We start from the raw sequence: 24514 nt of genomic DNA on the forward strand, positions 1-24514 counted from the left end.
GAAAAGAGGATGAGGAGGATGAGGAGGATGAGGAGGATAAGGAGGATCAGGGATAATTTCTACTTCTCCCCCATCTCCCCCATCTCCCTCACTCCCTCATCTCCCTCATCTCCCTCATCTCCCTAATCTCTTCTACGGTGTGGCCAATTCTAAATTAGTTCTTTGTTGCTTTTCACGCTCAGCAGACTCTAGCTTTTGCAACAACTCTTGAGTTAATTGAAGGAATGCTTTTGACCCTGCTGTGCCGGAATTGTTTAAAACAACAGGCATAAAACTGTCAACTGCTTTAGCAACATTCACATCAGTTGGTATTTGTGTCTGACAAATTTTTCCTTCACCAAAATCTTGATAAACACGTTGCATAACTTGTTTGTAGTATCTTCCACTAAGAAAGTTGGTGTTCGACATTGTGAAGACAATACCCAGCATTTGTATATCTATCTTTGCTTCATGCTCGTGACTTTCTTTTAACTTAGCAATGCGTCTTTCCAGTAATTGAATACCCACCACAGATAATGGTTCCGGTTTAGCAGGAAGTATGTAGAAATTACTGGTTGCCAAAGCGCTACGCGTCAAAAGATTATATCCAGGAGCGCAGTCTAAGATAATAAAATCATATTCTTCCCGAATAGGTTCTAAGATTTTACCTAGCAAGACTCTTTCAAACCGATTCCAAATCGTTTCAAATTCATTTTCACCCAGATTCACTGCTTGTTGATGAAGCATTTCTGAGACAACAAATTCATCGTACAGGTCAATATCTCCTGGTAATAAATCCAATCCGGGGAGATTGCAAACCTGGGTCTGAATGATATCCCGAATTGTCAATTTTGCCCTTGACGAGGGGTTGATAATATCATCTATCAGATATCTCAATGTCCGTCTTTGTTTGCGCAGCTTAGCAAAGTCTACAGGAGACATGAGACTGAGTGTGGCGCTAATTTGGCTATCTAAGTCAAGGACAAGCACCCGCTTGCCATAATTTTTCGTTAAACAAGTAGCCATATTAACAGTAAGGGTGGTTTTGCCAACTCCGCCCTTCATATTTGCAGTAGCAATCACATATCCCATTGGTTAATTCCTCTAATAAAGCATTCCCATTTAGGTAGCGCAAACGTCTCGTTACAGATAGAAAATTTTTGCTAAATTTAACATTATAGAGCAGTTATAAAGCGTTAGTACGTTACACAAATAATCTTGGATCGTTCGTCATAAGGGGAGTTAACAGTGTTGAGAAGGCAGTGGTTGCAAAACCTAAGCTCCAGCAGATGAGCCACTGCACCCTTGGAAGTTCCCCCTTCATTTTCCAAACTGCTGTTCAAAATTCAAGAAGAACTCTGGACTGTCTTGATGAAAAAAAGTGCGATGAAGACGCTCATCAGCCTACCTCAGCGATATTTCCTCAATTAAAGCAGTCAAAATTATAGCAGTGAGCGGTGTATTGGTGGAGGAATATAGGGCAATACAGTTGCCGATAAGACAACTTGCAAAAATGATAACCAATGGAACAGGCGTTATATGCAACGTCAAGGCACGTGTACAAGGGCGGCACATTCGTGCTATGCGCTGCCGCAAAGAGCGTTCGCTATCACAAAAAATCTTAACTGAACCCGTATTGATTTAAAGGCGCGATGGGCAAAACCCCGTATAAAGGCGATCGCACGAAGTGCCCGCTCAAAGGGCGATCGCCACTCGTTGTAAAAAAGTTGGGAGTTTTTTGAGCCGTCACCAATAGTTCTATAGCCCTTGACTCGTCTAATAGAACTGCAGCGGACGCAAAGGCAATTTCCAAACCAGTTTCTGTGAGGTTACTTTTAATCAAATCATGAATCGTTTTTACTCTATGCAATTTTCGACAAATTTAATTTAAGGGTTATTAAAAGAACTAACTTTAATTATTTAGCCGTGCAAATCTGAATATATAGCAGGTAGTGAAAGCACCCCTGGAAGAGAAAGCTAGTACTGTGACGAAATCGCGATTTCACACTAGTGTTGCTTAATTGATCTTATTTACTTAATTGTGCGGCATCAGTCATGCAAGAAAAACAGACTTTGGTAGTTGACCCAACAAAGGACAAAGAGCGAGAGCAGGTCATTCCACAAGTACCCCTTGTGTTTACTAAGCAAGCATTGTGGGATAAGATTCGCGTCGCACACTATCAGCTACCACCGAGCGAGTCCCCTGAACACACCTTTTCAACGCACATGATTAGCATTCATGTCGGAACTCCAGCTTTTGTCGAACGAGTTGTGGACAATCACGTTCAAGGCGAACACTTTGTCGATGGCGATATCATCTGCATCAATCCAGCTGGTTTGTGGCGAATTATGCGATCGCCCCAGCAAGCTCAGTTTATCCATCTGTATTTGGAACCTAATTTCCTGAGTCACATCGCCCATGAGTCAGTCAACCCAGACCGTGTTGAACTCACACCACAATTTAAGCTGCACGACCCACTCATTCAACAGATTGGGTTGGCTCTCAAGTCCAAAGCCCAATCTGGGCTAGAAGGAGACTCGCTGTATGTTGAGGCAGCAGCAATGATGCTATCAGCCCACTTGCTGCGGCGATATGCTACCAGGAAATCATTTTTTCCAAACTATGGGGACGGTCTGAGCAAACGCAAACTGCGAGAAGTTCTTGATTACATCAACGATAATCTCGACCGGGAATTGAGTATCACAGAACTAGCTGGGCTAGTACATATGAGCTACTACTACTTTATTCGCTTATTTAAACAATCTACAGGACTAACTCCTCATTCCTACATCATTCAACAGCGGCTAGAACTTGCCAAGCAATTACTACGTTCAACTGACTTATCAATTTTAGAGATTTCCTACCGCGTTGGCTTTAGATGTCAGTCACGCTTTGCAACTGTATTTCATCAGCATTTGAACATCTCTCCCAGGCAATACCGACAGCAAATGACAAGATAAATATTCACTATTTCTGGTGCATGTAGTTCATGAAAAATTAACCATAAATCATTGTTGCAGTCAACTGTTTGTTACTTATTTATATAAATATAAGAAAATACGGATATACAGCAGGATTCATGAAAGTTTCGCAGAAAACGAAAAGACACAGGTGTCGGTAAAGATTTAATATTTTCCTCAACATTGCTGAAATCATCGATTGCATTTAAAAAGCACACGCTTAACAAAGAAGTCAAAAAGCAGATGGTATAAGCATTATCTCCCTCCTGCCTTGTGTCTTAATGTACTAGAAGATTTCCGCAAAAACAGAAAAGAGTATAGCGGTTCTCGTTTGAATGAAATACAAATTTATCTGTTCCCTCTGGAGAGCAAAGATTAGAAGCGAGCTTCCGATGCTAAAACAAACCAAAGATACGGAAAGCGATTTGAGTCAAAAGGCAATTAGCCTTGCCCAATCGTTTCTCCAAGCAATTAAGCGGCGAGAGATGGAGTTAGCACAGAGTTTTTTAGCTCCCGAATTTCGCATCATTGTCCCGGGTGGTATCACCTTCCGCACATTATCTGAACACGTTGCTTGGGCAAAAAGTCATTACAGTCGAGTAACCACAGCTTACCAGTATTTCGATGCAGCTTTCACCCCGCAAGGTATTGCCGTCTACTGCGTCGGTACACTAACGGGTGAGTATCCGGATGGCACCACATTTTCAAGCATCCGATTTATCGATCGCTTAGTTGTATCTGACTCAAAACTAGTCGAACTACAAATCTGGAATGATATCGATACTTTCTTGAAAACAAAGTCCTAAGATTCACAGGGACTGACAAAAAAATGAGGGGCAAAGCAATGACAAACAAAACTTCTGCATTGATTGCCAAAGGAAAAGGTTCAAGCCTTTGGTGGGGTGACATTCTCGTTACGTTCAAAGTCACGAGCAAAGACACAGGTGGAGCGTTCAGTGTCATGGAAGACATCGTTCCGCCCTACTATTCAACGCCCTTGCACGTTCACAGCTTAGAAGACGAACGTGTCTACATTGCTGCGGGTGATTTCAAATTTCAAGTCGGGGAAGAAATTTTCCACGCCACTACAGGTGACTACGTGAATATGCCCAGAGGGCTATATCACAACTTTGAGAACACCGGCGACACGAAAGGCATTCTCTTGGTGACATTCTCACCGTCAGGTATCGAAAATATGTTCGACGAAATGGGTCGTCCGGTAACTGACCCAAACACACCACCGCCCCCATATACACCGGAAGAGATGAAAAATATTGTCGGCATTGCATCACGTTACGGCGTGACCATCAAGCCACCAACACCACGTGCATCTTGAAACTAGTGGTGCATGGTAGAAATAACTCGATGGTAAAAAAATAGCAGTAGGTAAAGCATCTGCCCTACCTACTATTTGCTGAACATTGACGTACTCCCTGGCATAAATGCACGCTTGTTTCTTAAAAGTTGTTCCACAGCTTAGCTATTGCCGTGCTGTTACACCTTTGTTCCTGTTTCTTAGACTCTTAACTAGAGCAGCCTTTTGACTTACTCCCCGCCAGACCCTCCGGGTTCGCCAGTCGCCTGCGCAGGGAAACCCTCCCGCAGCGCTGGTCTCACCGTCTCAACAGGTATTTTGGTTTTACATCTAAGAGGCGTCCCCCCTCAGATGGGTCTAAAGATTTAGTTTATTTGTCTTTTTCCCAGAAGCCAGTGTCATTATCGGTTCGCTGGGCATGGAAGCGGAAGACTTTCCTACAATGGTTTCGCGTTGTAACGCGTTATATCTACTATGACACAATCGTGCTTTGCAAAAGTTCCGGAATAAAGAAACAACAGGTTAAAACCTGTTGAGTCGGATTTCATCCCCTGCTTAAAAGCGAGGGGTTCTCACCCTCCCACTATGCTTTGATAGCCTTATTTTGCTTTACTTCCAGCTTTTATCGGCTTTTCCCAGCACATATGTAGCTACGTCTTCAATTTGCTCGGGTTTTAAACGACCTTTGAAAGCGGGCATGGCATTTTTACCATTTGTCACTTGAGCTATAATTGCTTCCTCAGAGTACATGCCATACTTTTCCAAAGCCTCCTTTGTCAGGTTCTTGTTAGCTTGAACCAAATTCTTTCCAGCCGCATGACAAGAAGCGCAATTGGCAGAGAAGACTTTCGCTCCTTTAACAGCATCTGCAGCAAAAGCTGGACGATTGAAGGCAAAGGTAAAAATTGTTATGACCAACAACAATACTAAAAAAATCTTTTTCATCGCGTGTTCCCTCTATGAATCGACGCATTCTAGAGAATTTCCTCCATAATTCTCTTGTTCACACCGCTTGTCGTCAAAAGACAGGCTGTCAAACCTCTTGACTCACGGGGGAAGGAAAGCAAAGGACAAAGGTTAAGAAGAACGCAGAACACAGAACACAGTAATCAGAATATCCAAAACGAGTGAATCCGGGGGAAATAAGTGCGGAAAAACTTTCTTGGTCTCCACGGAGCCGGGGGCTGTGTTACCAACACTCAGTACAGACGCGCTCTATGGGCGTCTCTACTCTTAATTCATGCTCGAAAAGCGCGTTTAATATTCTGACTCCTGAGTTCTGATTCCTGAGTTCTTTCTTGGTAAAAGGTTTTTCCTTCGACAATTGCTTAAATGCTATATGATCACAAGGTAAACGGTTCTGATGGGGATCAGCCATCAGAGGTAACGGGGAAAGTCTGGTGTAAGTCCGGCGCTGTCCCGCAGCTGTAATCAAGGGTTTCCTTGTCAGTCAGAATACCCGCCGACTAGTTAACTTCTGCTTTAGCACGTCTACGAGGTTTGGATGAAAGCGCAACATCATTTATTTGTCTGCACCAGTTGCTCAAGTGTGTGGAAAGATGGAAAACGTGTCGGTGAAAGTGGTGGCGAAACATTATTCAAGCGATTGCAACAACAGTATCAAGACTGGAAGTTGCATGAAGAATTTGCTATTCAACCAGTAGAATGCATGAGTGCTTGCGATCGCTCTTGTACAATTTCTTTTGCATCTGTTGGTAAATATACTTACCTTTTTGGTGATTTGTCGCCAGATTTGTCACCCTCACAAATAGCCGGGGTGTTAGAGTGTGCTAGTAAGTATTACACTCACCCTCAAGGATTGTTACCCTGGGCAGAAAGACCAGAACCGCTTAAAAAAGGAATCTTAGCAAAAATTCCTCCTTTGTCTGCCAACAAGGGAGAATAATAGTAGGCGTGATATCATCTCCGGTTGCTTACCCATAATTCCCACGCTGACTGCACCCCACCCCTTACCCCTCCCCGCAAGCGGGGAGGGGAGACTTTGACGTAAGTCAAAGGCGGGGTGGGGTTCTTGGGGAATTAAGGGTCATTAGCCGAACATGATATAAGGATGTAGGATGTGAAAGACGCACACATCACCCCCGTTTTCATCTAATTGTTGTTGTGGTAGACATGAAGTGTCCCCAACCTATCTACAATTAATAAAGTCGTTTGAATCCCAGGGGTAGAAACATGAGAGTTTGGCTAGCCTGCTTTTTGGTGCTGTTTGCCCTAGCGGAACTGTTTGATTGGGTAAAAGAATTCACCCTACCACTTCCGATATATATATTAGGTGGGGCGTTTCTGGCTGTTGCTTCCAACTACGATAAGCTTTTTGGCTCCTACTTGAGTAATGCAACGAGTGAAGCAACATTGGAACAACCCCTGCTTGATGATTCACCTTCCTTCACAATTTCGCGTTCTGTTAAAGAATCTCAAAAATCTGAAATAAAAAGTTAACCTATTTCTTGTGGGACAGAAGTCTTCACCTATTTTGTAGATGAAAGAGGGCTTTCTAGACCAACCCCACAAGAGCTATTTCTAAACTGAGCATATTATCGAAATCCTTGAAAAGAAAACAATAAAGAACAACCTCCATTCAATAAAGCGGTAATAACCGCACCAATAATCACTCCTTTCATTAAGCCATTTTGCCGCCGTCTTTTTAGCCAAAGAGTGACTGGAATGACATAGAGAAGTTGCCACAAGAAAAAGCCAAAACCCCCAATAATCAAAATTTGGGCACCGTAAATACCTCTAATAAAACTAAGTAAAACTATTGCTAGTATCGCTAAAATATGCATACCAATTAACAAGAGTATGCCTAAAAAAACACCTAAAATTTCATTTCTTTGTGACATAAATTGACACCCTAATAAGCGCAGACAAGCTGTATTCAATTAAATCAAACGATTATTAACTAAGTGATAGCCAGCGCTACCCTCGCGGTAAAACATATTGAAAGTATCAAAGGGAATAATCCTACCATCGGGGTGGACAATATGAATACAGGAACGCTTCACTGAACGAACATCAAAGTTAAAAGGGTCAAGAAACTGGACAATCATCACCCGAAAGATATTGGAATAGCTAATACCTTGAGGGACGGGAACCATTGGCAAACAACATAACAACTGCTTTAATGAAGTTGCTGCCGAACTGGGTGAATGACTCGTAGAAAATAGCTGAAAAATGTGGCGCTTTAGTTCTTCATTTTGCTCGTAAAGTACGCTGTTGGGCATAATTTTTACAAACGTATCTGGATTGATTAACCCAGTCAGCGGTATCACTTTACCGTTGAGTTTCAGCGCGTACGCCATTGCTAAGCAGTCGGGATGGCAAGGAACTGGGAGAATATCTTCTGGTTTAAAGTAAGGACTTTGTTGTAAAATTGCCCTGCGAACTTCTGTTAGAGTATATCTGTCTCGCTTGGGATTAAATCCCTCTAACCGTCCAGCAGCTTGGATGGGTTGAAACGTGACACCGCGTACGCATCGCTGTTGCAATGCATACTCAAGAATTTTGCCGATTTCGTGGTCATTTAGCCCTTTTTTTAGGGTGACGACTAAGGTTGTGGAGATATTGTGTTCATTGAGATTTGCGATTGCGCTCCGCGCAGTGCCCCTTGGGCAATCGCCTGTTCTCGAATAATGCGTAAATCTGCGCCACGCAATTCGCGTAAAGCTTCCGCCTCAAAGCTGTCAAATTGCAGGTAAACTTCAATTCCAGGCATATATTGGCTCAGGCGATCGCAAAAAGATTTCTCCTTTGCTATCCTCACGCCATTCGTATTAATCATCAAATGCTGAATTGGCTTGCTTTTGGCAATATCCATGATTTGAAAAAACTCTGGGTGAAGTGTTGGTTCACCGCCACTGAGTTGTACAACCTGCGGTTCACCCTCATTCGCCACCACCGCATCAATCATTCTTTCAATTTCTGCTAAACTGCGGTGACGGCGGGGTTGATGCGAAATTGCGGAAACTTCTTCTGCACCAGAGTCAGCGTAGCAAATGGGACAGGAAAGATTGCACCTATCTGTCACTTCTATTAAAGTTAAGCAGCTATGTTGTTCATGATCTGGGCAAAGCCCGCAATCATAAGGACAGCCATATTTTATCGGTGTATTAAACCTCAAAGGCATATCCCCTGGTTTGATAAATTCCAGAGATTGTTTATAGTATTCGATATCGTCGGCAATCAAAACCTCTTCTCGTCCGTGGGTGGGACAGTGTTTCACCAAGTAGACGCAACCGTCCTGAAAAATAATTTTTGCTTCTACTTTGACGAGGCACTGCGAGCAAACGCTATTCGTGAGCGCATAAAAAAGGTAGTTGCGAGTGGGCATAGTTAAAGAATTTTATTTTTTATCTTATATTGGGAAGCTCGTAGCTCATATCATCGAAAATTTTGGGTAGAAACCCCGTCCTTCTAGGACGGCTTTACAGAAAACGTGCCAAAATGTGAAACATGGAAAATTAAAAGCAAAGCATGGAAAAAGCCTACCGCTATCGTTTTTACCCAACTATCGAGCAAGAAACTCTCTTGCGTCGAACAATTGGTTGTGTGCGGTTGGTTTTTAACAAAGCTTTGGCAGCAAGAACCGAAGCCTGGTATGAAAGACAAGAACGTGTTGATTACGTTCAGACTTCTGCTTTGCTTACGTTGTGGAAAAAAGAAGAGAATCTCCAGTTTTTGAATGAAGTAAGTTGCGTACCATTGCAGCAAACTTTGAGACACCTGCAATCTGCCTTTGCTAACTTTTTTGTTGGTAGAGCCAAATACCCTAACTTCAAGAAAAAGCGCAATGGTGGTAGTGCAGAGTTCACGAAGTCCGCATTTAAATGGAAAAACGGACAAGTCTATCTGGCAAAGTGTTCTGAACCATTGCCAGTCAGGTGGTCGAGAAATCTTCCCGACGGTTGTGAACCCACAACTATTACGGTGAAGCTCGAACCTTCTGGGCGTTGGTTTGTTAGTTTGCGGATTGATTCGCCGGCTGATGAAAGATTGCAGCCAGTTGACAAGTCTGTGGGATTGGATGTTGGAATAAGTAGCCTTGTGACCTTGAGCACAGGTGAGAAGATTGCTAACCCCAAGGGTTTTGATAAGCACTACCACAAACTTAGGAAAGCGCAAAAAACTCTTACAAGACGTAAGAAGGACTCTCGAAACCGAGACAAAGCTAGACTTAAAGTTGCCCGAATTCAAGCCAAGATTTCTGACGGACGAATTGACCATTTGCACAAGCTGACAACTCGACTGGTACGTGAAAACCAAACGATAGTAGTTGAGGAGCAAGGCTCGTTAAAAATATGGTCAAAAACCCGAAACTTGCCCGTGCTATCAGTGATGCTAGCTGGGGTGAGTTTGTTAGACAGTTGGAATACAAAGCCAGATGGTATGGTCGGATCTTGGTAAAAATTGACCGCTGGTTTCCCAGTTCTAAACGCTGTGGAAGTTGCGGTCACATTGTTGAACGTTTGCCGTTGAGTGTACGGGAGTGGAACTGCCCCAACTGCGGGACGCACCATGACCGGGACATCAACGCAGCACAAAACATTTTGGCGGTGGGACACACCGTTACAGTCTGTGGAGCGAGTGTAAGACCTGATGGGCATAAGTCCAAAGGGCAACTGCGAAAAATCGGAAACGAAAGGAAACAGAAACCCAGGTCGTAAGTCTTGGGAATCACTGCTCTTATAGGACGGTGAGGATGTCAAAAAGCTTATAACGCTCTCTTGGTAAAAAAGCTTGATAGCGGTGAATCAGGGCAATAATCGTTAACAGCAGTGGATTTCGTGCCAGCAGTTGAATTCTGTCATTCTCCGAAAGTGCCTTTCTCAGGCTATCTTTCCGTCGTTGCGCCTCTATTGGATCTGAAACGCGGCTGTCGTACCAACGGTTGATAAACTCCTCAATTTTGGCATCGTCAAATGACTGGAGTTGATAGTGAGGAAAATCCTCCGTGCGGAAAAAGTCGCGCCTGTATCCCGCAGGACGAGAGGTAATAATCGCTCGATTTTGCTGAAATTGTTTGAGAAACATCTCAATGCGTTGCACCACATCGCCCTTGGCTGTTTCTGCTATCTCATCCAAACCATCTAGTAAAATTAACGCCCGTCCATCTTCTAGCCAATACTCAAAAAATCCAGGTGGTAGCTTTTTAACAGATAAATGATTGCGCGCGAATTGGTTTATATAGTCTAAAATACTGATGTCTCGGTGTCTTGATAAATCCCGAAGTCTAATCAGAATTGGCAGAAAGTCTGTGTCTGGTGCTAAACCCAGGGTTTGTGCTTTTTTCTGAGCTAGCATCACAGCAAAGTAACTCATCAAAGTTGTTTTACCAGAACCCGGTGCGCCTAGCAAAACGAATTTGGGAGACGTGATTTCACTTAATAGTTGTTGTGCAGAAAACTTTTTTCCAGAGCCGCTTTCCCATTGCACCCGTTGACGTTGCTCATAAATTAATTCTGCCTGGCGCTCATTTAGTTTTCCTGACCCAGTTCTTAGAGTTTCAGCTTCATCAGTTAACAATAAATTTCTTTCAAACTCTGCTTTTCTCTGGCTTGGTTGTACCTCCTCTACAACATCCGGCATGACAAAAATATTTTCTAATTGTTCAGATTTTTCATCCTCCGTCCCTCTCACATTAATCCCTAAAAAATAGACTTTATTTGAATAGCTAATAAGTTGGTTTAAGTAATTATTTTTGGTAATTTGATATTTTAAATAAGCGTCCGTTTTTTGAAAATAAATCTCAACAAACTTGTTAACCCAGAGTTCAATATCAGCTTTATTTAATTTAATCTTTTGATTTTCTGCAACCCGCTTAAACGCCTCAATTAAGTGGACTGGATCTGGCGCTTCTGCATTTTTTAGCGGTTTCTCTAATTCCTCCTGAACCCCCGAATACTTAAAGACTTCAGATAAGAAATCAGTAGTCTGCTTATCATCGCAGTGCAAAAAAAGCGCTTTGTCATTTATTTGGCTCTCAGGGCTATCATACTGCTTCATAGCCGCTGTCATCCCATCTCTGAGAGCCTTCTCCAACTCTGTTGGGTTTAACTGGCTATTAACCTTTTTAATAATTGCTTCTGCAACTTTCGCTAGAGTAGCCTTGAGTAAAGCCCCGCTAATCACCCCGGAATCGAACATACTCAGAGCATACTTGCTGAAGTGGTATGCTCTATATTATCGCTTACTTTTAGAAGTCGATGCCAGGGGTTGAATGGCTAACGAGGGGCAAACACGTTAAAGGTATGTAGTAAGCGCTTTAGCGCTAAAGCGCTTACTACAAGGTAGTTTCCAATGTTTACTTTTCTTTACATAGTTTGATTTTTTCTCGCCTACTTACTTATATAAAAAAATATACTTTTGCAAGAGTTCTAATTAAAAGCCCAATAAAAATACCCACAACAGCGGCTGGAATGTAACCAACAAATAACCGTTGCAGGCTAGTTCAAACATCTACAAGGATATTTTGTTCCATGCCTCATTATCGTATTTGGAACATTTGGGGAATGTTGCGACGATAACAAAAAAGAGCAATAAGACAAGCAACTTGAATTGCACTTAGTCCCAACAAGGGACGAAAATCCGGTTTGATAAAATCTATCAAAAAACGAAAGGCTAAATAGGAAATTAAATAAAATTTAAAGAAATCGCCCTCTTGTCGTTGATAGCGACTGCGAAGGTGTAAAAATAGCATCAAAATCATCAGAAATATAATTTCATACACTTGTGTAGGATGACGAGGAATACCATCACCAAAATCAACTCCCCAAGGTAATGTTGTAGGAATTCCGGAGGTTTGGTCACTTAATCCTGTCAGAAAGCAACCAATTCTACCAATAGCCGTTCCTATAATCAAAGGATAAACAAAGACATCACCAGTAGAGCGATTGACACCAATCATTTTTTTGGTAATTTCCACACCAATAACTCCACCCAACAGCGCCCCTACTACTGTTTTTCCTTGCAGTAAGATGAATAGTAATTGCTGTGGATTTTGCCAGAGTAAATCAATATGTTGCAGCCAAACCAGGGCTTTAGCACCCAGTAGCGCACCCACCATACCACCAACAATGACTGAGGTGCGCTGTGCTGGTGCAATAGAATCCTTGCGGACATTACGTAATACTAAACGCAACGCCACAGCATAAGCCAAAGACTCAAACAAAAAATGAGGATGAATCCGCAGCGAACCCAACCAAAAATATACGGGAAAAGTCATTGGTTATTAGTCATCGGTCATTTGTCATTAGTCATTAACAATTGGACTTTGGACAAATGACTATTTCCCCATATTTCGCTTCATTTGTTCCAACTCATCTTGAGTTTCCCACCGGCGAAACTTCTCCTCTAAATCGTCATACCCACTAGAATAACTGCTCCTAGCATCCCAGCCGCTCGTCTCGAAGCGTTGCTGCGCTTGAGCTTTAGCACGCGCTGTTTGTGCTTCAGTTGCTTTGGCTTGCACTTCCTGTCGCCGTTGTTGAATTTTCCGCAATAACTCTTTAGCTTGGGTAATGCGTTCTTTCACCCCTTGCATCTGTCCCCATTGCTGATTTCCTTCACGCAACAGTGCAGCTTCTCGCTGTGCAGCAGCAGCCGCCAAATCCTCTCTATTAGCGGTTTTTGCCTTTTCTACACGGATATGCCACCTTTGGATTTCTTGAGCAGTAGACATAACTTGCTCTTGCGATCGCTTCTCCTGCAATTGTAAATCTGCAATCAGCTTCAAAGTATCTTCCTCTTGCTCGCGCAGCTGTTCCAACAGCGCTTCTAGCTCCAAATGCGGATTATTACGCAAGAATTCTTCCAAGCGGTTTTCCAGAAACCGGTTAAAGTCGTCAAATAAGCCCACTGCTAGAACTCCAGAGGTTAGGTGCTTTTTTATTGTAGTAATTATTGTCCTGGGCGGAAAACAGATTTTATCAAGCCTCTGGCTTATCGAGTCACAGATTCTTTGTCGTCATCATAAATTATTGTCGTCGAAGCTTTTTGGGCTAAATTGACTTGATGAAGATTAACATCTTGCAGGTGGGAGGGCGATTGCCTCCGGCACTGGGCACCAATCGCTTGCAAAAGTGGTCGCTTTTTGATTTTGAGAGATTCTCCCAAAGTTCATTTGTCTTAGCATTTGGCAGCAAAAGGTATATTTCCTTAAATAATTTTTTTGAGAAAATCTGATTGCAATGACTAGGGAAAAATGATTTCGGAAAAAGGTTAAACCTTCTGTATGCAAAGACTTTGATAAAATTAAAATCATTCCGGAACGAAGCAATTTGGCACTGAAGCCTAGTAAGGTGGCTTTAAAACAGTGAACAGTGAACAGTGAACAGTGACCAGTGACGCCTGCTATGGTGGGGGATTTAAACCCGCCACCAACGCTCTCTGGTCCAATTGGTGTGGTGTTTACCCCAACGATGAAACTGATAACTGATAACTGATAACTGATAACTGATAACTGGTAACTGGTAACTGTTAAATGATTGGTGTTTTGGGGGGGTAAAAATGGCAGAAGAACCGAAATTTATCATCAAATTGGATGCGGAGAGGAAAAAAGTCCTTCGGATCTCCTTAGGATGGACGGTAGCAGATGTTGAAAGGGCGATCGCAAACAAACCATCACTCACTGTTGACGATCTTCTCAACGTCTTCTCCCAAGAAGAATGGAACGAATTGTCCCTTAGACTTGCTTCCTTTGCAGGTCCCGAGACAAACTCCCGTCAAAGGCAACAGGCATATCAAAAAGGCCTTGTGACTCAACGAAACAAGGACATCACCAGACTCAAAGAAGAAATGTCTGCTCTTGAGGAGCAGATCAGAAAAGATAGAAAGCAGATAGAGATTAATCAAAAAGAGATTGGAGAGCAACAAAAGACAATTGAGAAGCACTTTAAGGCGATCGCGGAACAAAAACAAGAGATTGAGAGGCAAGAAAAAGAAATCGAAGTACAACAGAAATTTTTAAATAAAAACGCTATTTTAATTAAAAAGCTCCAACAAAATGGAGAAATCCTCAAAGATGAGAATATGTATTTAAGAGAAATGTCTGAATCCCAGCAAACGGCGTTGAAGAAAATTAGAGATTTTATCATATCAAAGCTCAAATATATACCATCAGAAATTAAGAAATTTTTAGATATTGCTTAATGAGTAAAATATTAAAAAATAGATTTATGAAAACTGTTACGAGAAAGCAATTAAAAACACTAGGATGCTCCGATTATCTGGCTCGCAAACTCACTACTGGAGTAATGTATACAAAAATTAAAAGGGAACGTGGCTATATTTGTCAGGGCGTAGCAAAGAAAATTGATGACACCTTAAATAATACATTGCGAATTCAGTACAAAACGGTGCAGATTCTTCAGGATCTGCTTAGCAAAATAAAAGGTTCCTCCCCAGATGTTTGGGCTGAGATACTAGAGTCTGAGGAGATGGGGCAAGTTGTTGATGAAATCAGTAATTTCAATAAAAATTATTCAGGGATTTGCAAAAGATCTGATCAGGCAATACAAGCTATTTCTGAAGCCTTGGAAGAACACAGCAAAATGATGGAAGAGTATTTGGAGCATCTATCGCCAAAAGCGCGGCAAGAATTTTTGCAAAGTGTTAGAGGGGCTGTATGAAAAGCTTGAGCCAACTGAGAAACGAACTAGAGGAAATCAAGAAAAAATCTGACATAGCAATAAGTGCTATTGAGAATGCCAATCAACAATGGGAAAACGAATGCTCTCCCCGCGTTCTCTATCGCCATCTAAAAAGTTCGGGAATTTATGATCAATGGATTCAAGAACAAATAAAAGTACAAAACAATCGTTGCTTTAACAAAAAATGTCAGTGCCTTTTTAGTGATGATAATCCGTTTACTATTGATCATGTAGAGCCTTTAAGTCCCAAAAAAATTCCAGGTAATCCAGATAAACTCTGGGGATATACATCGAATACTACAAACAATTTCATACTTTTGTGTGACACTTGTAATAAACTCAAGAGCAATCGCACAGATATTGATATTTGGGCGGGTTGGAATAAAGCAGACATAAAAAGGCTACGCCAAAATTCACAAAAGTTGGGCGGGAACCACGGCGCAGGGTAGCAGGCACTCCGTGCGATGGGCAAAGCCCCGCCGTAGGCGATGGCGCAAAGCGCCCGCTTTACAGCGATCGCATCTACCCAACACACCAAACCCACAACGACTTACTTTATAGGAATATCGATGGTATTGCAGCGCGATTGCCTCCGCCAGTGCCCCTTGGGCAATCGCCAAGGAGTTGATGCCGCGTGTTGACTCTTATTCCACAGCATAAGAGGTAAATTGTCGTTTAAATGGGGAATGAAACCCAATAACAATATCTGAGGGAGGTACGCCTAACTCAACCAATTGTTCGGCAACAGAATCTTCTGTACCGTTATACTGAATCCATATCTTCCCATTTTGAATATCAAAATGCATGACGGGACCAAATACCCGCTTATCTCCTTGCCAACCAACATAAGCAAGTTGATAATGGTCGTGTTCGCTGTCAATAATGAGTTGTGGCTTGACTGTATCGGTGTTAGACCCGATTTGTGCATGTTCAGTCAAGATTTGTTTTATTAGTTGTCGATAGCGTTCTATCTTATCCATTGCCGAATCTCTTCCTTTTTGGGATCGTAAATTATTAACTTAACTTGGTAACGTTGAAGGGCACGTTGGACAAAGGCAAGTTGAAAAAAATCTTGATAAGTTTCGATAGGAACGGCTAAATAAACTATTCGGTCTGGTTCTTGTTCTTCAATGGCTTGACAGTAGTTAAGATATTGACCAAGCGCAGTATGAAATTCACTGATATCTGAGTCTGCAATAAAACTCTTAATTTCAACTGCTATTTTTTCGGTATCGCGTTCTGCGGCAATGGCATTTTCAGCCGCTAAATCAATTTGTAATTTAACTGCCTCACTAATACGAATTGTAAACGGGTCGTGAGTGATTATCCACCCATCTTTGATTAATGCATTTTTTACCTGTTGATGGAAAACATCTTTAGCCATTTTGCTATCTCTAGATTAGAGTCTCAAAATGAAAATACCGCATTTCTAAAGCAGAGTAGGAAACACCGATGTTACTGTGATACAACCGAGAAACCAGATGAGAGCATGAGTATCAATGACGTACTTCATAATTACCTATGACCAGTCGAAGCCGTCTTTGGTATCTCCATGAAATTCAGCAATTTGAAAATCTTCTTCTGTTGATTGTTTCTTTCCAGAAAACATACAAAACTGCATTATCTGCTTTTGGGCTGGAGTTTTTTTTGGTTCTAAAAAAGTTACAATAACACGGCTTTCTGATACGTCGCATGGTAATTCATAGAGTTCTATTTTACCGTGCTTATAAACTCCTTCAATGGATTGCAACATTAGTTTTCACCAAATTTGTATTTATGTAAATTATAAAAGGCTCACAAAGTAAGATACCGATGTGCTTAACAAAAATATCGATGGTACTGTGTGCAAACAAAGCAGGGAAATATACGATGGATTGATGCGATCGCCCCTAAAGAAGTGCTGCGCTTCATGCGATGGTGCGTAAGCTCAAAGCAGCGTGTCCGTAAGAACTCAGCACCCACGGAGCGCGATCCTCCCCGAGGGAGCCGAGCTAAGGGGGCGATCGCTTCTACCACTTACTTGAAACTGTCCAGCGAACACTTCTTTATTTTCACTTTATAAATCAGATCTAAAGCGGTGTTACCCAATAGTTAATCCCCTCAACCACTTTATTTTGAAAACCAAACTCAGCCAATTTGTCTGGCGCTAAACCTACATAAGTCCAATGAGGTATATCATACTCTACAGTTCGATACCAACCATTTTGATTCAGAGCTTGTTTCTGCGCTTCATTTGATACTCTTAAATCAACTGCGAGTCCCCAGAGATGTTGCGATGCGCCTGGTGGTGCAACAAGACCGAGAATTTTTGTTTCCTTACCCTGGCGCACTTGTTCCAAAGTATTATTGTTTGCGTACTTCTGCCAAAATCTCAAATTTGTAGCAAAATTGCGAGTACAATCACTAGCACCATAACCTGATTTCAAGGGTATTTGTACTTGTGATTTTGCTATATTTAAGGCATCTGCTGCTGACTTTTGTAAATAACAGTTACTCGTACCATTGACTTTACCCATTGTTAAAGTAGATTGAAACTGTTTTGTTTCTTGCTCGTTATTAAATAAAACTTGTGGTGGTAGTTTAATCTCAGGTTTTTGATTGACAAACGCAGAACCATAAGCACGCAGTAGTATGTATTCATATGTATTCGGAGCAGGAATTGTTGGTAATTTATTTGTAATTAATGCCAAAAATCGCTCTTTTTCGCTTAAATTGAGGTTGGGAGTGAGTTGGGTGCTTGGAGTGGGAGATACTGTTTGAGGAATATTTGTACAACGTTGGGTTAATTCTCCGTTCTTGCCTAAAGAATAAGTCATCAAGCAATTTTGTTGGTTTTGAATATTCGCCATTAACTTGTGGTTTGTCATTCCATGACTAGCGACTAAGGCAAAAGAAATAAAAGCAATCAAAGCGAAAAAAACAGCCTTTTTGAAAAAACGTCTCATTTTCATATTTGTGGTAAATACATCATCACGTTTTGATTGTGACAATCACACTATCAAGTGTTATGCAGCATTCCTATTGGATTTATCAAAATCCATTGGTTCAGATTCCCGACTTCTTTAAGAAGTCGGGAATCTTGTTGTTCACGAAAAGTTCAATATATTGCTCTCTATCACCCAACCCAAAAGAAAAAAGAAATTCTTATGGGCTGAATTATAGTAATTTTGCTTACCTTTTTTATCATAAATTTACGGCAATGCAACTACTGTATCGGTTAAAATACAAAATGACTATATGCTTGCTTAAAGTATGACCATGCACACTTCCGTTGAATTCCAAGACGCTTTTGATGTGATTGTCGTCGGTGCAGGTCACTCCGGTTGTGAAGCAGCCCTTGCTACCGCACGTCTTGGTTGTCGTACCCTGCTGTTGACACTTAACTTGGATAAAATTGCTTGGCAACCCTGTAACCCAGCGGTGGGTGGTCCGGCAAAATCCCAGTTGACTCATGAAGTGGATGCACTCGGTGGGGAAATTGGCAAGATGGCGGATCGCACTTATTTGCAAAAGCGCATTCTCAACTCTTCGCGCGGACCTGCAGTTTGGGCGTTGCGTGCTCAAACAGATAAGAGAGAATATGCAGCTGTGATGAAGGCTATTGTCGAGAACCAAGAAAACTTGACAATTCGCGAGTCAATGGTCACAGATTTGGTTCTGGGTGCAAACGATGAAGTCGTTGGCGTTGAGACATATTTTGGTGTGGCGTTCCAATGCAAGGCGGTCATCTTAACAACGGGTACGTTCTTGGGAGGACGGATTTGGGTTGGTAACAAGTCTATGGCGGCGGGACGTGCTGGAGAATTTGCCGCTGTGGGTTTGACAGAAACCCTGAATCGCCTGGGATTTGAAACAGGACGACTGAAAACAGGAACCCCTGCACGGGTAGACAAGCGGTCTGTAGACTATAGCAAGATGGTACCTCAGCCAGGAGATGAGGAAGTCCGCTGGTTTAGCTTTGACCCAGAAGTATGGGTAGAACGGGAACAACTCCCTTGTTACATGACACGCACGACAAGCGAAACCCATCGCTTGATTCGGGAAAATCTCCAACTATCCCCAGTTTATGGGGGGTGGGTGGACGCTAAAGGACCGCGTTATTGCCCCAGTATAGAAGATAAGATTGTACGCTTTGCCGATAAGGAAAGCCACCAAATTTTCATTGAACCGGAAGGACGCGATATCCCCGAACTTTATATCCAAGGGTTTTCTACAGGGTTGCCGGAAAATTTGCAACTTCAACTGTTACGTAGTCTTCCTGGTATGGAAAACTGCACTATGCTGCGTCCAGCGTATGCTGTAGAGTACGATTATTTACCTGCGACTCAGTGTTATCCGACACTGATGACCAAGAAGGTAGAAGGGCTATTCTGTGCCGGACAGATTAACGGGACAACTGGTTATGAAGAAGCTGCGGCTCAAGGCATTGTTGCTGGAATTAACGCGGCTCGCTTTGTTCGCGGTCAGGAAATGATTGTTTTTGCTCGTGAACAAAGTTACATCGGTACGTTGGTTGACGATCTCTGCACGAAAGACTTACGGGAACCTTACCGTGTGCTGACCAGTCGTTCTGAATATAGATTAATACTTCGGTCGGATAATTCTGACCAACGTTTGACACCATTAGGACGGGAAATCGGCTTGATTGATGACCGACGTTGGGAGTTATTTACTCGCAAACAAGAAAAAATTGCAGCAGAAAAAGAACGGCTGTATGCTACTAGAGTAAAAGAGCATGATGACATTGGGCAGGCGATCGCCCTTGCCACCCAGCAAGTCATCAAAGGCTCAATTACGCTAGCAGACTTGTTGCGCCGTCCAGGGTTGCATTACGTAGACCTCGATACGCACGGACTGGGAAACCCCAATCTTAACCAAGCTGAGAAAGAAGGCGCAGAAATTGACATCAAGTATTCTGGCTATCTGCAAAGACAGCAAAATCAGATTGACCAAATTGCCCGTCAAGCACACCGCCAGTTACCTGCGGACTTGGATTACCAAGCTATTGATACTCTTTCTAAAGAAGCACGGGAAAAACTGACCAAGGTCAAACCATTAACCATCGGTCAAGCTGCTCGCATTGGGGGGGTGAATCCAGCTGATATCAATGCCTTGCTCATTTATTTAGAATTGCGTAAAACTAAAACCTTGAGTGAATTTCCAGCCTTGGCTTGAAAACAACTCCAAAAGAGCGAGTATAGTAGTAAGTGAAATTTGAGGAGATTGGTATGATAGATGACATTAAATTCATAACTGGCATCATCAACAGTCCGCTCCGAAAAACCTATACAGAACTAGTCAAACTTAGACAAAGCTGTACAAAGTCGGAGCGTGCAGACTAAGATCTTAGAGGTCTACGATTTTTGAGTCATGACACCTACTAGTGAACGCCAGCTTGTAGCTCTGTCGAAGGTAGTTAAGTAATCAGTAAACAGGTTTATAGCTGTAGTGCTACCTTCTCAATAAGCTCTTAAATCATTGTCGAGGCAAACTTAACTGAGAAATCAGGTTGGCAGAATATGCCATATAAGCAGGTCTTGCAAAACAAGACCTGTACAAAATGTCAAAAAATGTATAGATATGTCCAGTAATTAAGTTACAGTTTCCTACCCCAAATTCAACTAAAATTTCATATCAATTATCAATCCACTCGTTTATTAAAACGAGAGATTGGAGACTTGATCCAAAGTCTTTGTTTGCAGGCAGGGGAAACGACATTTATCTTCCCAGGAGCCAGACATTAAGAACGCCATGTCACAAAAAGCCAATACGCAACTCATTCTTCCAGAACCATCAGAGGAGTTAATCGCCAGCGAACCCTGGTCGATAGAAACTTATGCTGATAACTTGATGGATGAACTCTTTGCCGAAATTGACCGAATTCTGGATGGTAATGATAACTTGCCTTCCCAAACTGTACTGCAAGAGGACATTCGTCAAGTGCAAACGGTTACAGTACCGGAAATTGTCGTTCCAGAAACACAGCTTCGTCCTATAGAGATACAGAAAGTTGCCCAAGCTAGGAACAACCCATTGAGTACACTAGTAGTCGGTACTCCAGGGGTTAGCAGACAAGCAAGCAAATCGTCCCAAAAATCGCAACGCACAAACAGCATAGTGCTTTGGGTTGCAGTCACGATAGGTTTAGCTGCTGCTAGCATTCTTTGGGTTTTCAACTCCGGACTGCTCAATCGTCTCGTTTCCAAATCACTTCAGCAAAGCTTGCTTCAGCCGCAGGCGCAGTCTCCATTGCCGACAAAAGCCCAAATTGAGGCAGATTTGGTTAATTATATGCTGGGAGCGCTAAGTGTCATTGACAGACAAGAAGCAAAAAGCAGTCTCAGGTCTGCGTCTTCAGCGAACCAAACAGCCCTTGCTTATATTACCCCTCAACGCGTAGGTGGAAATAATATCGCAAGTGCCCCTAGCCAGTCTACAAGAGTTGTTGAGCGCATCTACATCCCCGTGTATCAAGCGCCGCAGCCCATGCGCTACGCACCTCCACCTACTGCTGACACTCCCAACTCAGCTACAGTGCCTGAAAGTAGCTTGGGGAAAGCTTCTAAACCTGCGCCTGTGAAAATGGCACAGCCTACGACTACTGTGCAAGCGCTTGCTGCTGTACGTCCAGAACTTAAGGCTGTATCACCAAAACGAGCGACAGATGCAGCTGCATCGCCTAGTCTAGTATCTGAAAATCAGGAAGTCGCTTCTACAGTAACCACTCGTGATGTTACTGCTCCTTCCTATACCTTAGAAAAATTATTTGAGTTAGGAAACAAATCTGCTGCCTTGTTTAAAATAGACGGTGTCACTCGTCGTGTCGAAGTCGGTGAAGCGATCGGCGCAAGCGGTTGGACTCTGGTGAAGATTGCCAAAGGCGAAGTCACCATCCGCCGCAACGGTGAAGTCCGTTCGATTTATACAGGGCAGACGTTTTAGTCGTTGGTGTGAGGGGCTATTTGATGGTCAAAAGTATGTTGATTATCTTTGCAAGCCCCAATTTTATTTAATTACTGATGGTAAAAATTTATCCGGTGGTTTAGGCGATCGCCATTCTTAACGATACGCCTTACGGTCTTTCTTTTTCAATAGACAAGATTGCATAAATATTATTTTGTCTCGCGCAAAGGCGCGAAGACGCAAAGAAGAACACTAAGAAAAAGTTCGGGAGTGCAAAAAGCCTTTGCGCGAGATCAAATAATATACCGATTGACAAGCGCCATAACCTTAACCTCTCACCCATATCCTACACTGGCAAAGTAAACCAAAATGTTGCCCCCTCTCCTTGGGCGCTTTTCACACCAATTTCACCACCGTGTGCTGTGATAATTTGCCGACACAGATACAACCCCAATCCTAAACTCAAAGAATTGCGGACATTGCCACCCCGAAAGTAAAGGTCAAACAAATGCTCACTCTGTTGCTGACTCATGCCCACACCATTATCAGAAACAGTGCAACACATCTTATCACCTTCAACAGTAGCATCCAAGGTGATGCTTAATCCTGGGGGATTATGTTTGACAGCATTGACAATTAAGTTAGAATACACTCGCCACAGTTGTGTGGAATCGGCATTGACTGAGGGTAAATCTGCTGCAACTAAATTTGTCAAAATAACTTGATTTTCTCTCAGCATTGGTTCTAAGTCTGCGATCGCTGCTTCTACCACCGTATGCAACTGCACGGTTTGGCGTTGCAAAACAACACCTTGGACTTCGCTGACATGCGCCTCCATCAATGAGTTAATTAAGTTGAGTTGGCGATCGCTACTTTGCACCATCCGTTCTAAAATCGACCGAGGAAGCAAGATTTTTTCCTCTGGACGAGAAAGCAAATTCTTCAGAACCATCAAAGTTCCCAGTACTGGGTTGCGTAAGTCATGGGAAACTGCGTGAAAAAATACTCGTAGTGCTTCTTCTGTGCGCTTACGCTGGCTGATGTCCAAAATCACTCCCACCAAACCGCCAAGCGTTCCATCTGCCTTGGAAAATGTTGCTTTATAAAATATGACATCATGCTTACTGCCATCCTTATAAATAACAGGACCTTCATAACTTTGAATTCCCCGTTGCTTAAATAACTCTATGTCCGCTTGATGGTATTTGTCAGCCAAATCATCTGGTGCAATATCATACACGCTCTTGCCGAGAATCTGCTCTTTACTCAAACCTAAGTCTTCCTCAAAAGCCTTATTACACCCTTCGTATACGCCTTCGGCATTTTTATAATAAACAGGAGTTGGTATAGTATTAATTAAAACTCGTAGAAAAATTAACTGTTCTTGTAGCGCTTCTTCTACTTGCTTGCGCTTGGTAATATCTTCAATCAGCCCTTCGTAGTAAAGAAGTTTTCCGTTTTCATCGCGGACTGCGTATGCTTTTTCAGAAATCCAAACAATGCTGCCGTCTTTGCGATAGATTTGGGATTCAAATTCATCTACACTGCCATACTCTTCAATCAAGCGCATAAACTCTGCGCGACGATTGGGATCAACATACAGTTGATGTTCAATATCAGTGAATGCCGTGACTTCTTCTGGAGAAGAGTATCCATAAATACGTGCTAAGGCGGGATTTGCTGTAATGTAACGTCCATCGGGCGTGCTTTGGAAAATACCTTCAACTGCGTTTTCAAAAATACTGCGGTATTTCGCTTCCGTAGCTCCTAGCTTCTGGTATGCTGTTTCCAGTTCTCTGCGGGCGAAAAATTCAGAGTGTTGCAGGCGATCGTACAGATATACGCCTAGGTTACAGATGAAACAAAACCAAAACACGGCTAAGATCATCGTCACATTGTATATTGGCTTATCGCTATCCGGCGGTGGTAGCTTTAGTCCCAGTGCTGGATTCACGCCGAAATAGTAAACCAGCACACCCAGTTGAGATATAAGGTGCAAAGTCCAGCGAACTGGTATGAGTGTGGCTTGAGAGAGGAACACCAAGAACCAAGCGGTAATATCAGGTAGGGCGAAATTGTTAAGTGTTGCCCAAATTTGCTCAACTAGAGTTATTGACCAAGATAAGCCAAGGAAGACAAACCCCGGATGACGACGACCGAATTGAGTTCTATGAAGCGCTAAGCAGCTAAGTAGACTTAGCATTATAGCAGCATCTAGAACAAGTACAAGGCGTTTCAGCTCCTGAGGAATTTGTGCCAACTCCTTCAGGTGGAATAAAGCGTCGTAAATGTCTCGAAAGGTAAAGCTTAAGACCAAGATTAACGCGATCCACAATGCCAAATTCAATCTTTGCCACAAAAAGCGATTGCGCGGAGCGCAGTGGGCTAAAGCCCAATCGCGCCAAGCTTCGTAATCAGAAATGGCATCACCATGAGAACTGGTGACAGAAAAAGCTTGTTTCAAACAGTTTTGTACTGTTCTAAATACGGTCGCCATTAGCCTCTGACCAAATTTTCCCACAGCAAGGAAGGCTTTTACCTTCTTCGTCTTTGCCATCGCACCCTCGTATTTAAGTTTTGGCGTTGCTGAATCAAGATATGAATTTCAAAATTATCATTGATGTAGAGACGTTGCATGCAACGTCTCTACAGGGATTTGCTGGAAATTGAACATCGTACTACAATCATATTT

General features: G+C 42.5%; 29 protein-coding genes, 1 pseudogene and 1 riboswitch. Of the genes and pseudogenes, 14 read left to right on the top strand and 16 right to left on the bottom strand.

The genetic code is table 11. From position 1 onward, the window contains the following. Positions 1-132 precede the first annotated feature (132 nt). Both ACM0OZ_RS19100 and ACM0OZ_RS19105 read right to left on the bottom strand, forming a co-directional pair. Positions 133-1071: a ParA family protein gene (locus ACM0OZ_RS19100; protein ID WP_414584399.1), complete on the bottom strand. Its 939-nt coding sequence runs from the start codon at positions 1069-1071 to the stop codon at positions 133-135. Between the two features lie 529 nt (positions 1072-1600). After that, complete coding sequence (locus ACM0OZ_RS19105) at positions 1601-1849, bottom strand: hypothetical protein (protein ID WP_414584400.1); 249 nt, start codon at positions 1847-1849, stop codon at positions 1601-1603. Between the two features lie 185 nt (positions 1850-2034). Here ACM0OZ_RS19105 and ACM0OZ_RS19110 point away from each other — a divergent pair, with 185 nt between their 5' ends. The 3 genes from ACM0OZ_RS19110 to ACM0OZ_RS19120 all read left to right on the top strand — a co-directional run bounded on the left by ACM0OZ_RS19110 (position 2035) and on the right by ACM0OZ_RS19120 (position 4276). Next, entirely contained in the window at positions 2035-2940 is a 906-nt protein-coding gene (locus ACM0OZ_RS19110) for a helix-turn-helix domain-containing protein (RefSeq protein ID WP_414584401.1), read from the top strand. Positions 2941-3332: 392 nt separating this feature from the next. Continuing rightward, positions 3333-3746 carry a hypothetical protein gene (locus ACM0OZ_RS19115; RefSeq protein WP_414584402.1) on the top strand — a complete coding sequence of 138 codons (414 nt, stop codon included), beginning with the start codon at positions 3333-3335 and terminating at the stop codon, positions 3744-3746. Between the two features lie 23 nt (positions 3747-3769). Beyond that, on the top strand, positions 3770-4276 hold the full coding sequence (locus ACM0OZ_RS19120) for a cupin domain-containing protein (RefSeq protein WP_414584403.1): 507 nt from the start codon (positions 3770-3772) through the stop codon (positions 4274-4276). Positions 4277-4864: 588 nt separating this feature from the next. Here the strand turns inward: ACM0OZ_RS19120 and petJ are convergent. Continuing rightward, a complete protein-coding gene (gene petJ / locus ACM0OZ_RS19125; RefSeq protein ID WP_414584404.1) occupies positions 4865-5200 on the bottom strand; it encodes a cytochrome c6 PetJ in 336 nt (111 codons plus the stop codon). 393 nt (positions 5201-5593) lie between these two features. Further along, a riboswitch (cobalamin riboswitch) is annotated at positions 5594-5737 on the top strand. A 22-nt stretch (positions 5738-5759) separates the two neighbouring features. On the opposite strand from petJ, the gene ACM0OZ_RS19130 reads away from it, so the two are divergent. Beyond that, positions 5760-6161 carry a DUF1636 family protein gene (locus ACM0OZ_RS19130; RefSeq protein ID WP_414584405.1) on the top strand — a complete coding sequence of 134 codons (402 nt, stop codon included), beginning with the start codon at positions 5760-5762 and terminating at the stop codon, positions 6159-6161. A 287-nt stretch (positions 6162-6448) separates the two neighbouring features. After that, positions 6449-6715 (top strand): hypothetical protein, encoded by a 267-nt coding sequence (locus ACM0OZ_RS19135; protein WP_069347004.1) that lies wholly within the window; start codon positions 6449-6451, stop codon positions 6713-6715. 95 nt (positions 6716-6810) lie between these two features. Here the strand turns inward: ACM0OZ_RS19135 and ACM0OZ_RS19140 are convergent, their stop codons facing one another. Genes ACM0OZ_RS19140 through ACM0OZ_RS19150 form a run of 3 tightly spaced genes read right to left on the bottom strand, consistent with a single transcriptional unit; the run spans position 6811 to position 8603 of the window. Further along, a complete protein-coding gene (locus ACM0OZ_RS19140; protein ID WP_414584406.1) occupies positions 6811-7116 on the bottom strand; it encodes a hypothetical protein in 306 nt (101 codons plus the stop codon). A 39-nt stretch (positions 7117-7155) separates the two neighbouring features. Beyond that, on the bottom strand, positions 7156-7761 hold the full coding sequence (locus ACM0OZ_RS19145) for a hypothetical protein (RefSeq protein ID WP_414584407.1): 606 nt from the start codon (positions 7759-7761) through the stop codon (positions 7156-7158). Positions 7762-7820: 59 nt separating this feature from the next. Continuing rightward, positions 7821-8603, bottom strand: coding sequence for a radical SAM protein (locus ACM0OZ_RS19150; RefSeq protein WP_414584408.1), 783 nt, complete (start codon positions 8601-8603; stop codon positions 7821-7823). Between the two features lie 143 nt (positions 8604-8746). On the opposite strand from ACM0OZ_RS19150, the gene ACM0OZ_RS19155 reads away from it, so the two are divergent. Then, entirely contained in the window at positions 8747-9676 is a 930-nt protein-coding gene (locus ACM0OZ_RS19155; protein WP_414584409.1) for an RNA-guided endonuclease InsQ/TnpB family protein, read from the top strand. Next, on the top strand, positions 9571-9936 hold the full coding sequence (locus ACM0OZ_RS19160; protein ID WP_414584410.1) for an RNA-guided endonuclease TnpB family protein: 366 nt from the start codon (positions 9571-9573) through the stop codon (positions 9934-9936). The genes ACM0OZ_RS19155 and ACM0OZ_RS19160 overlap by 106 nt, the downstream gene beginning before the upstream one ends. A gap of 19 nt (positions 9937-9955) precedes the next feature. Here the strand turns inward: ACM0OZ_RS19160 and ACM0OZ_RS19165 are convergent, their stop codons facing one another. The 5 genes and pseudogenes from ACM0OZ_RS19165 to ACM0OZ_RS19185 form a co-directional block, all read right to left on the bottom strand. Beyond that, a complete protein-coding gene (locus ACM0OZ_RS19165) occupies positions 9956-11416 on the bottom strand; it encodes an NACHT domain-containing protein (protein ID WP_414584412.1) in 1461 nt (486 codons plus the stop codon). Positions 11417-11627: 211 nt separating this feature from the next. Next, a pseudogene (locus ACM0OZ_RS19170) lies at positions 11628-11714 on the bottom strand (nitrate transporter); the annotation flags it as partial. A gap of 42 nt (positions 11715-11756) precedes the next feature. After that, entirely contained in the window at positions 11757-12494 is a 738-nt protein-coding gene (locus ACM0OZ_RS19175; RefSeq protein WP_414584413.1) for a prolipoprotein diacylglyceryl transferase, read from the bottom strand. Positions 12495-12554: 60 nt separating this feature from the next. Beyond that, positions 12555-13127, bottom strand: coding sequence for a TIGR04376 family protein (locus ACM0OZ_RS19180; protein WP_414584414.1), 573 nt, complete (start codon positions 13125-13127; stop codon positions 12555-12557). 83 nt (positions 13128-13210) lie between these two features. Further along, a complete protein-coding gene (locus tag ACM0OZ_RS19185; protein ID WP_414584415.1) occupies positions 13211-13384 on the bottom strand; it encodes a hypothetical protein in 174 nt (57 codons plus the stop codon). A 393-nt stretch (positions 13385-13777) separates the two neighbouring features. Here ACM0OZ_RS19185 and ACM0OZ_RS19190 point away from each other — a divergent pair, with 393 nt between their 5' ends. The 4 genes from ACM0OZ_RS19190 to ACM0OZ_RS19205 are packed head-to-tail and all read left to right on the top strand — an operon-like array spanning position 13778 to position 15560. Continuing rightward, positions 13778-14419, top strand: coding sequence for a hypothetical protein (locus tag ACM0OZ_RS19190; protein WP_414584416.1), 642 nt, complete (start codon positions 13778-13780; stop codon positions 14417-14419). Continuing rightward, positions 14419-14898, top strand: a complete 480-nt coding sequence (locus ACM0OZ_RS19195; RefSeq protein WP_414584417.1) for a hypothetical protein — start codon at positions 14419-14421, stop codon at positions 14896-14898. The genes ACM0OZ_RS19190 and ACM0OZ_RS19195 overlap by 1 nt, the downstream gene beginning before the upstream one ends. Continuing rightward, entirely contained in the window at positions 14895-15368 is a 474-nt protein-coding gene (locus tag ACM0OZ_RS19200) for an HNH endonuclease (RefSeq protein WP_414584418.1), read from the top strand. Before ACM0OZ_RS19195 ends, ACM0OZ_RS19200 begins: the two co-directional genes overlap by 4 nt. 39 nt (positions 15369-15407) lie before the next feature. Beyond that, positions 15408-15560, top strand: coding sequence for a hypothetical protein (locus ACM0OZ_RS19205; RefSeq protein ID WP_414584419.1), 153 nt, complete (start codon positions 15408-15410; stop codon positions 15558-15560). Between the two features lie 3 nt (positions 15561-15563). Here the strand turns inward: ACM0OZ_RS19205 and ACM0OZ_RS19210 are convergent, their stop codons facing one another. The 3 genes from ACM0OZ_RS19210 to ACM0OZ_RS19220 all read right to left on the bottom strand — a co-directional run bounded on the left by ACM0OZ_RS19210 (position 15564) and on the right by ACM0OZ_RS19220 (position 16672). After that, a complete protein-coding gene (locus tag ACM0OZ_RS19210) occupies positions 15564-15899 on the bottom strand; it encodes a XisI protein (RefSeq protein ID WP_096564207.1) in 336 nt (111 codons plus the stop codon). Beyond that, on the bottom strand, positions 15887-16303 hold the full coding sequence (locus tag ACM0OZ_RS19215; protein ID WP_414584420.1) for a XisH family protein: 417 nt from the start codon (positions 16301-16303) through the stop codon (positions 15887-15889). The genes ACM0OZ_RS19210 and ACM0OZ_RS19215 overlap by 13 nt, the downstream gene beginning before the upstream one ends. 135 nt (positions 16304-16438) lie before the next feature. Next, complete coding sequence (locus ACM0OZ_RS19220; RefSeq protein WP_414584421.1) at positions 16439-16672, bottom strand: hypothetical protein; 234 nt, start codon at positions 16670-16672, stop codon at positions 16439-16441. Positions 16673-16762: 90 nt separating this feature from the next. Between ACM0OZ_RS19220 and ACM0OZ_RS19225 the strand changes: the two genes are divergently transcribed. Next, on the top strand, positions 16763-16981 hold the full coding sequence (locus tag ACM0OZ_RS19225; RefSeq protein ID WP_414584422.1) for a hypothetical protein: 219 nt from the start codon (positions 16763-16765) through the stop codon (positions 16979-16981). Positions 16982-16988: 7 nt separating this feature from the next. On the opposite strand, the gene ACM0OZ_RS19230 is transcribed toward ACM0OZ_RS19225, so the two are convergent. Beyond that, positions 16989-17864 (bottom strand): D-alanyl-D-alanine carboxypeptidase family protein, encoded by an 876-nt coding sequence (locus ACM0OZ_RS19230; RefSeq protein WP_414584424.1) that lies wholly within the window; start codon positions 17862-17864, stop codon positions 16989-16991. 307 nt (positions 17865-18171) lie between these two features. On the opposite strand from ACM0OZ_RS19230, the gene mnmG reads away from it, so the two are divergent. Both mnmG and ACM0OZ_RS19240 read left to right on the top strand, forming a co-directional pair. Next, on the top strand, positions 18172-20094 hold the full coding sequence (gene mnmG / locus ACM0OZ_RS19235; RefSeq protein ID WP_414584425.1) for a tRNA uridine-5-carboxymethylaminomethyl(34) synthesis enzyme MnmG: 1923 nt from the start codon (positions 18172-18174) through the stop codon (positions 20092-20094). Between the two features lie 576 nt (positions 20095-20670). Further along, positions 20671-21861: a hypothetical protein gene (locus ACM0OZ_RS19240; RefSeq protein WP_414584426.1), complete on the top strand. Its 1191-nt coding sequence runs from the start codon at positions 20671-20673 to the stop codon at positions 21859-21861. 307 nt (positions 21862-22168) lie between these two features. Here the strand turns inward: ACM0OZ_RS19240 and ACM0OZ_RS19245 are convergent, their stop codons facing one another. Continuing rightward, complete coding sequence (locus ACM0OZ_RS19245) at positions 22169-24319, bottom strand: PAS domain S-box protein (RefSeq protein ID WP_414584471.1); 2151 nt, start codon at positions 24317-24319, stop codon at positions 22169-22171. Positions 24320-24514 lie beyond the last annotated feature (195 nt).

This window comes from Scytonema sp. PCC 10023 (genome assembly GCF_963920835.1).
Taxonomy (GTDB): domain Bacteria; phylum Cyanobacteriota; class Cyanobacteriia; order Cyanobacteriales; family Nostocaceae; genus Kalymmatonema.

What these genes read in the sequence shown, in the direction of transcription:
- ACM0OZ_RS19135 (WP_069347004.1), top strand. Translation starts at nt 6,449, where the DNA reads ATGAGAGTTTGGCTAGCCTGCTTTTTGGTGCTGTTTGCCCTAGCGGAA.
- ACM0OZ_RS19165 (WP_414584412.1), bottom strand. Translation starts at nt 11,416, where the DNA reads ATGTTCGATTCCGGGGTGATTAGCGGGGCTTTACTCAAGGCTACTCTA.
- mnmG (WP_414584425.1), top strand. Translation starts at nt 18,172, where the DNA reads ATGACCATGCACACTTCCGTTGAATTCCAAGACGCTTTTGATGTGATT.
- ACM0OZ_RS19195 (WP_414584417.1), top strand. Translation starts at nt 14,419, where the DNA reads ATGAGTAAAATATTAAAAAATAGATTTATGAAAACTGTTACGAGAAAG.
- ACM0OZ_RS19215 (WP_414584420.1), bottom strand. Translation starts at nt 16,303, where the DNA reads ATGGCTAAAGATGTTTTCCATCAACAGGTAAAAAATGCATTAATCAAA.
- ACM0OZ_RS19140 (WP_414584406.1), bottom strand. Translation starts at nt 7,116, where the DNA reads ATGTCACAAAGAAATGAAATTTTAGGTGTTTTTTTAGGCATACTCTTG.
- ACM0OZ_RS19220 (WP_414584421.1), bottom strand. Translation starts at nt 16,672, where the DNA reads ATGTTGCAATCCATTGAAGGAGTTTATAAGCACGGTAAAATAGAACTC.
- ACM0OZ_RS19205 (WP_414584419.1), top strand. Translation starts at nt 15,408, where the DNA reads ATGGCGCAAAGCGCCCGCTTTACAGCGATCGCATCTACCCAACACACC.
- ACM0OZ_RS19240 (WP_414584426.1), top strand. Translation starts at nt 20,671, where the DNA reads ATGTCACAAAAAGCCAATACGCAACTCATTCTTCCAGAACCATCAGAG.
- ACM0OZ_RS19160 (WP_414584410.1), top strand. Translation starts at nt 9,571, where the DNA reads ATGGTCAAAAACCCGAAACTTGCCCGTGCTATCAGTGATGCTAGCTGG.
- ACM0OZ_RS19200 (WP_414584418.1), top strand. Translation starts at nt 14,895, where the DNA reads ATGAAAAGCTTGAGCCAACTGAGAAACGAACTAGAGGAAATCAAGAAA.
- ACM0OZ_RS19130 (WP_414584405.1), top strand. Translation starts at nt 5,760, where the DNA reads ATGAAAGCGCAACATCATTTATTTGTCTGCACCAGTTGCTCAAGTGTG.
- ACM0OZ_RS19175 (WP_414584413.1), bottom strand. Translation starts at nt 12,494, where the DNA reads ATGACTTTTCCCGTATATTTTTGGTTGGGTTCGCTGCGGATTCATCCT.
- ACM0OZ_RS19115 (WP_414584402.1), top strand. Translation starts at nt 3,333, where the DNA reads ATGCTAAAACAAACCAAAGATACGGAAAGCGATTTGAGTCAAAAGGCA.
- petJ (WP_414584404.1), bottom strand. Translation starts at nt 5,200, where the DNA reads ATGAAAAAGATTTTTTTAGTATTGTTGTTGGTCATAACAATTTTTACC.
- ACM0OZ_RS19210 (WP_096564207.1), bottom strand. Translation starts at nt 15,899, where the DNA reads ATGGATAAGATAGAACGCTATCGACAACTAATAAAACAAATCTTGACT.
- ACM0OZ_RS19245 (WP_414584471.1), bottom strand. Translation starts at nt 24,319, where the DNA reads ATGGCGACCGTATTTAGAACAGTACAAAACTGTTTGAAACAAGCTTTT.
- ACM0OZ_RS19190 (WP_414584416.1), top strand. Translation starts at nt 13,778, where the DNA reads ATGGCAGAAGAACCGAAATTTATCATCAAATTGGATGCGGAGAGGAAA.
- ACM0OZ_RS19100 (WP_414584399.1), bottom strand. Translation starts at nt 1,071, where the DNA reads ATGGGATATGTGATTGCTACTGCAAATATGAAGGGCGGAGTTGGCAAA.
- ACM0OZ_RS19120 (WP_414584403.1), top strand. Translation starts at nt 3,770, where the DNA reads ATGAGGGGCAAAGCAATGACAAACAAAACTTCTGCATTGATTGCCAAA.
- ACM0OZ_RS19150 (WP_414584408.1), bottom strand. Translation starts at nt 8,603, where the DNA reads ATGCCCACTCGCAACTACCTTTTTTATGCGCTCACGAATAGCGTTTGC.
- ACM0OZ_RS19230 (WP_414584424.1), bottom strand. Translation starts at nt 17,864, where the DNA reads ATGAGACGTTTTTTCAAAAAGGCTGTTTTTTTCGCTTTGATTGCTTTT.
- ACM0OZ_RS19155 (WP_414584409.1), top strand. Translation starts at nt 8,747, where the DNA reads ATGGAAAAAGCCTACCGCTATCGTTTTTACCCAACTATCGAGCAAGAA.
- ACM0OZ_RS19110 (WP_414584401.1), top strand. Translation starts at nt 2,035, where the DNA reads ATGCAAGAAAAACAGACTTTGGTAGTTGACCCAACAAAGGACAAAGAG.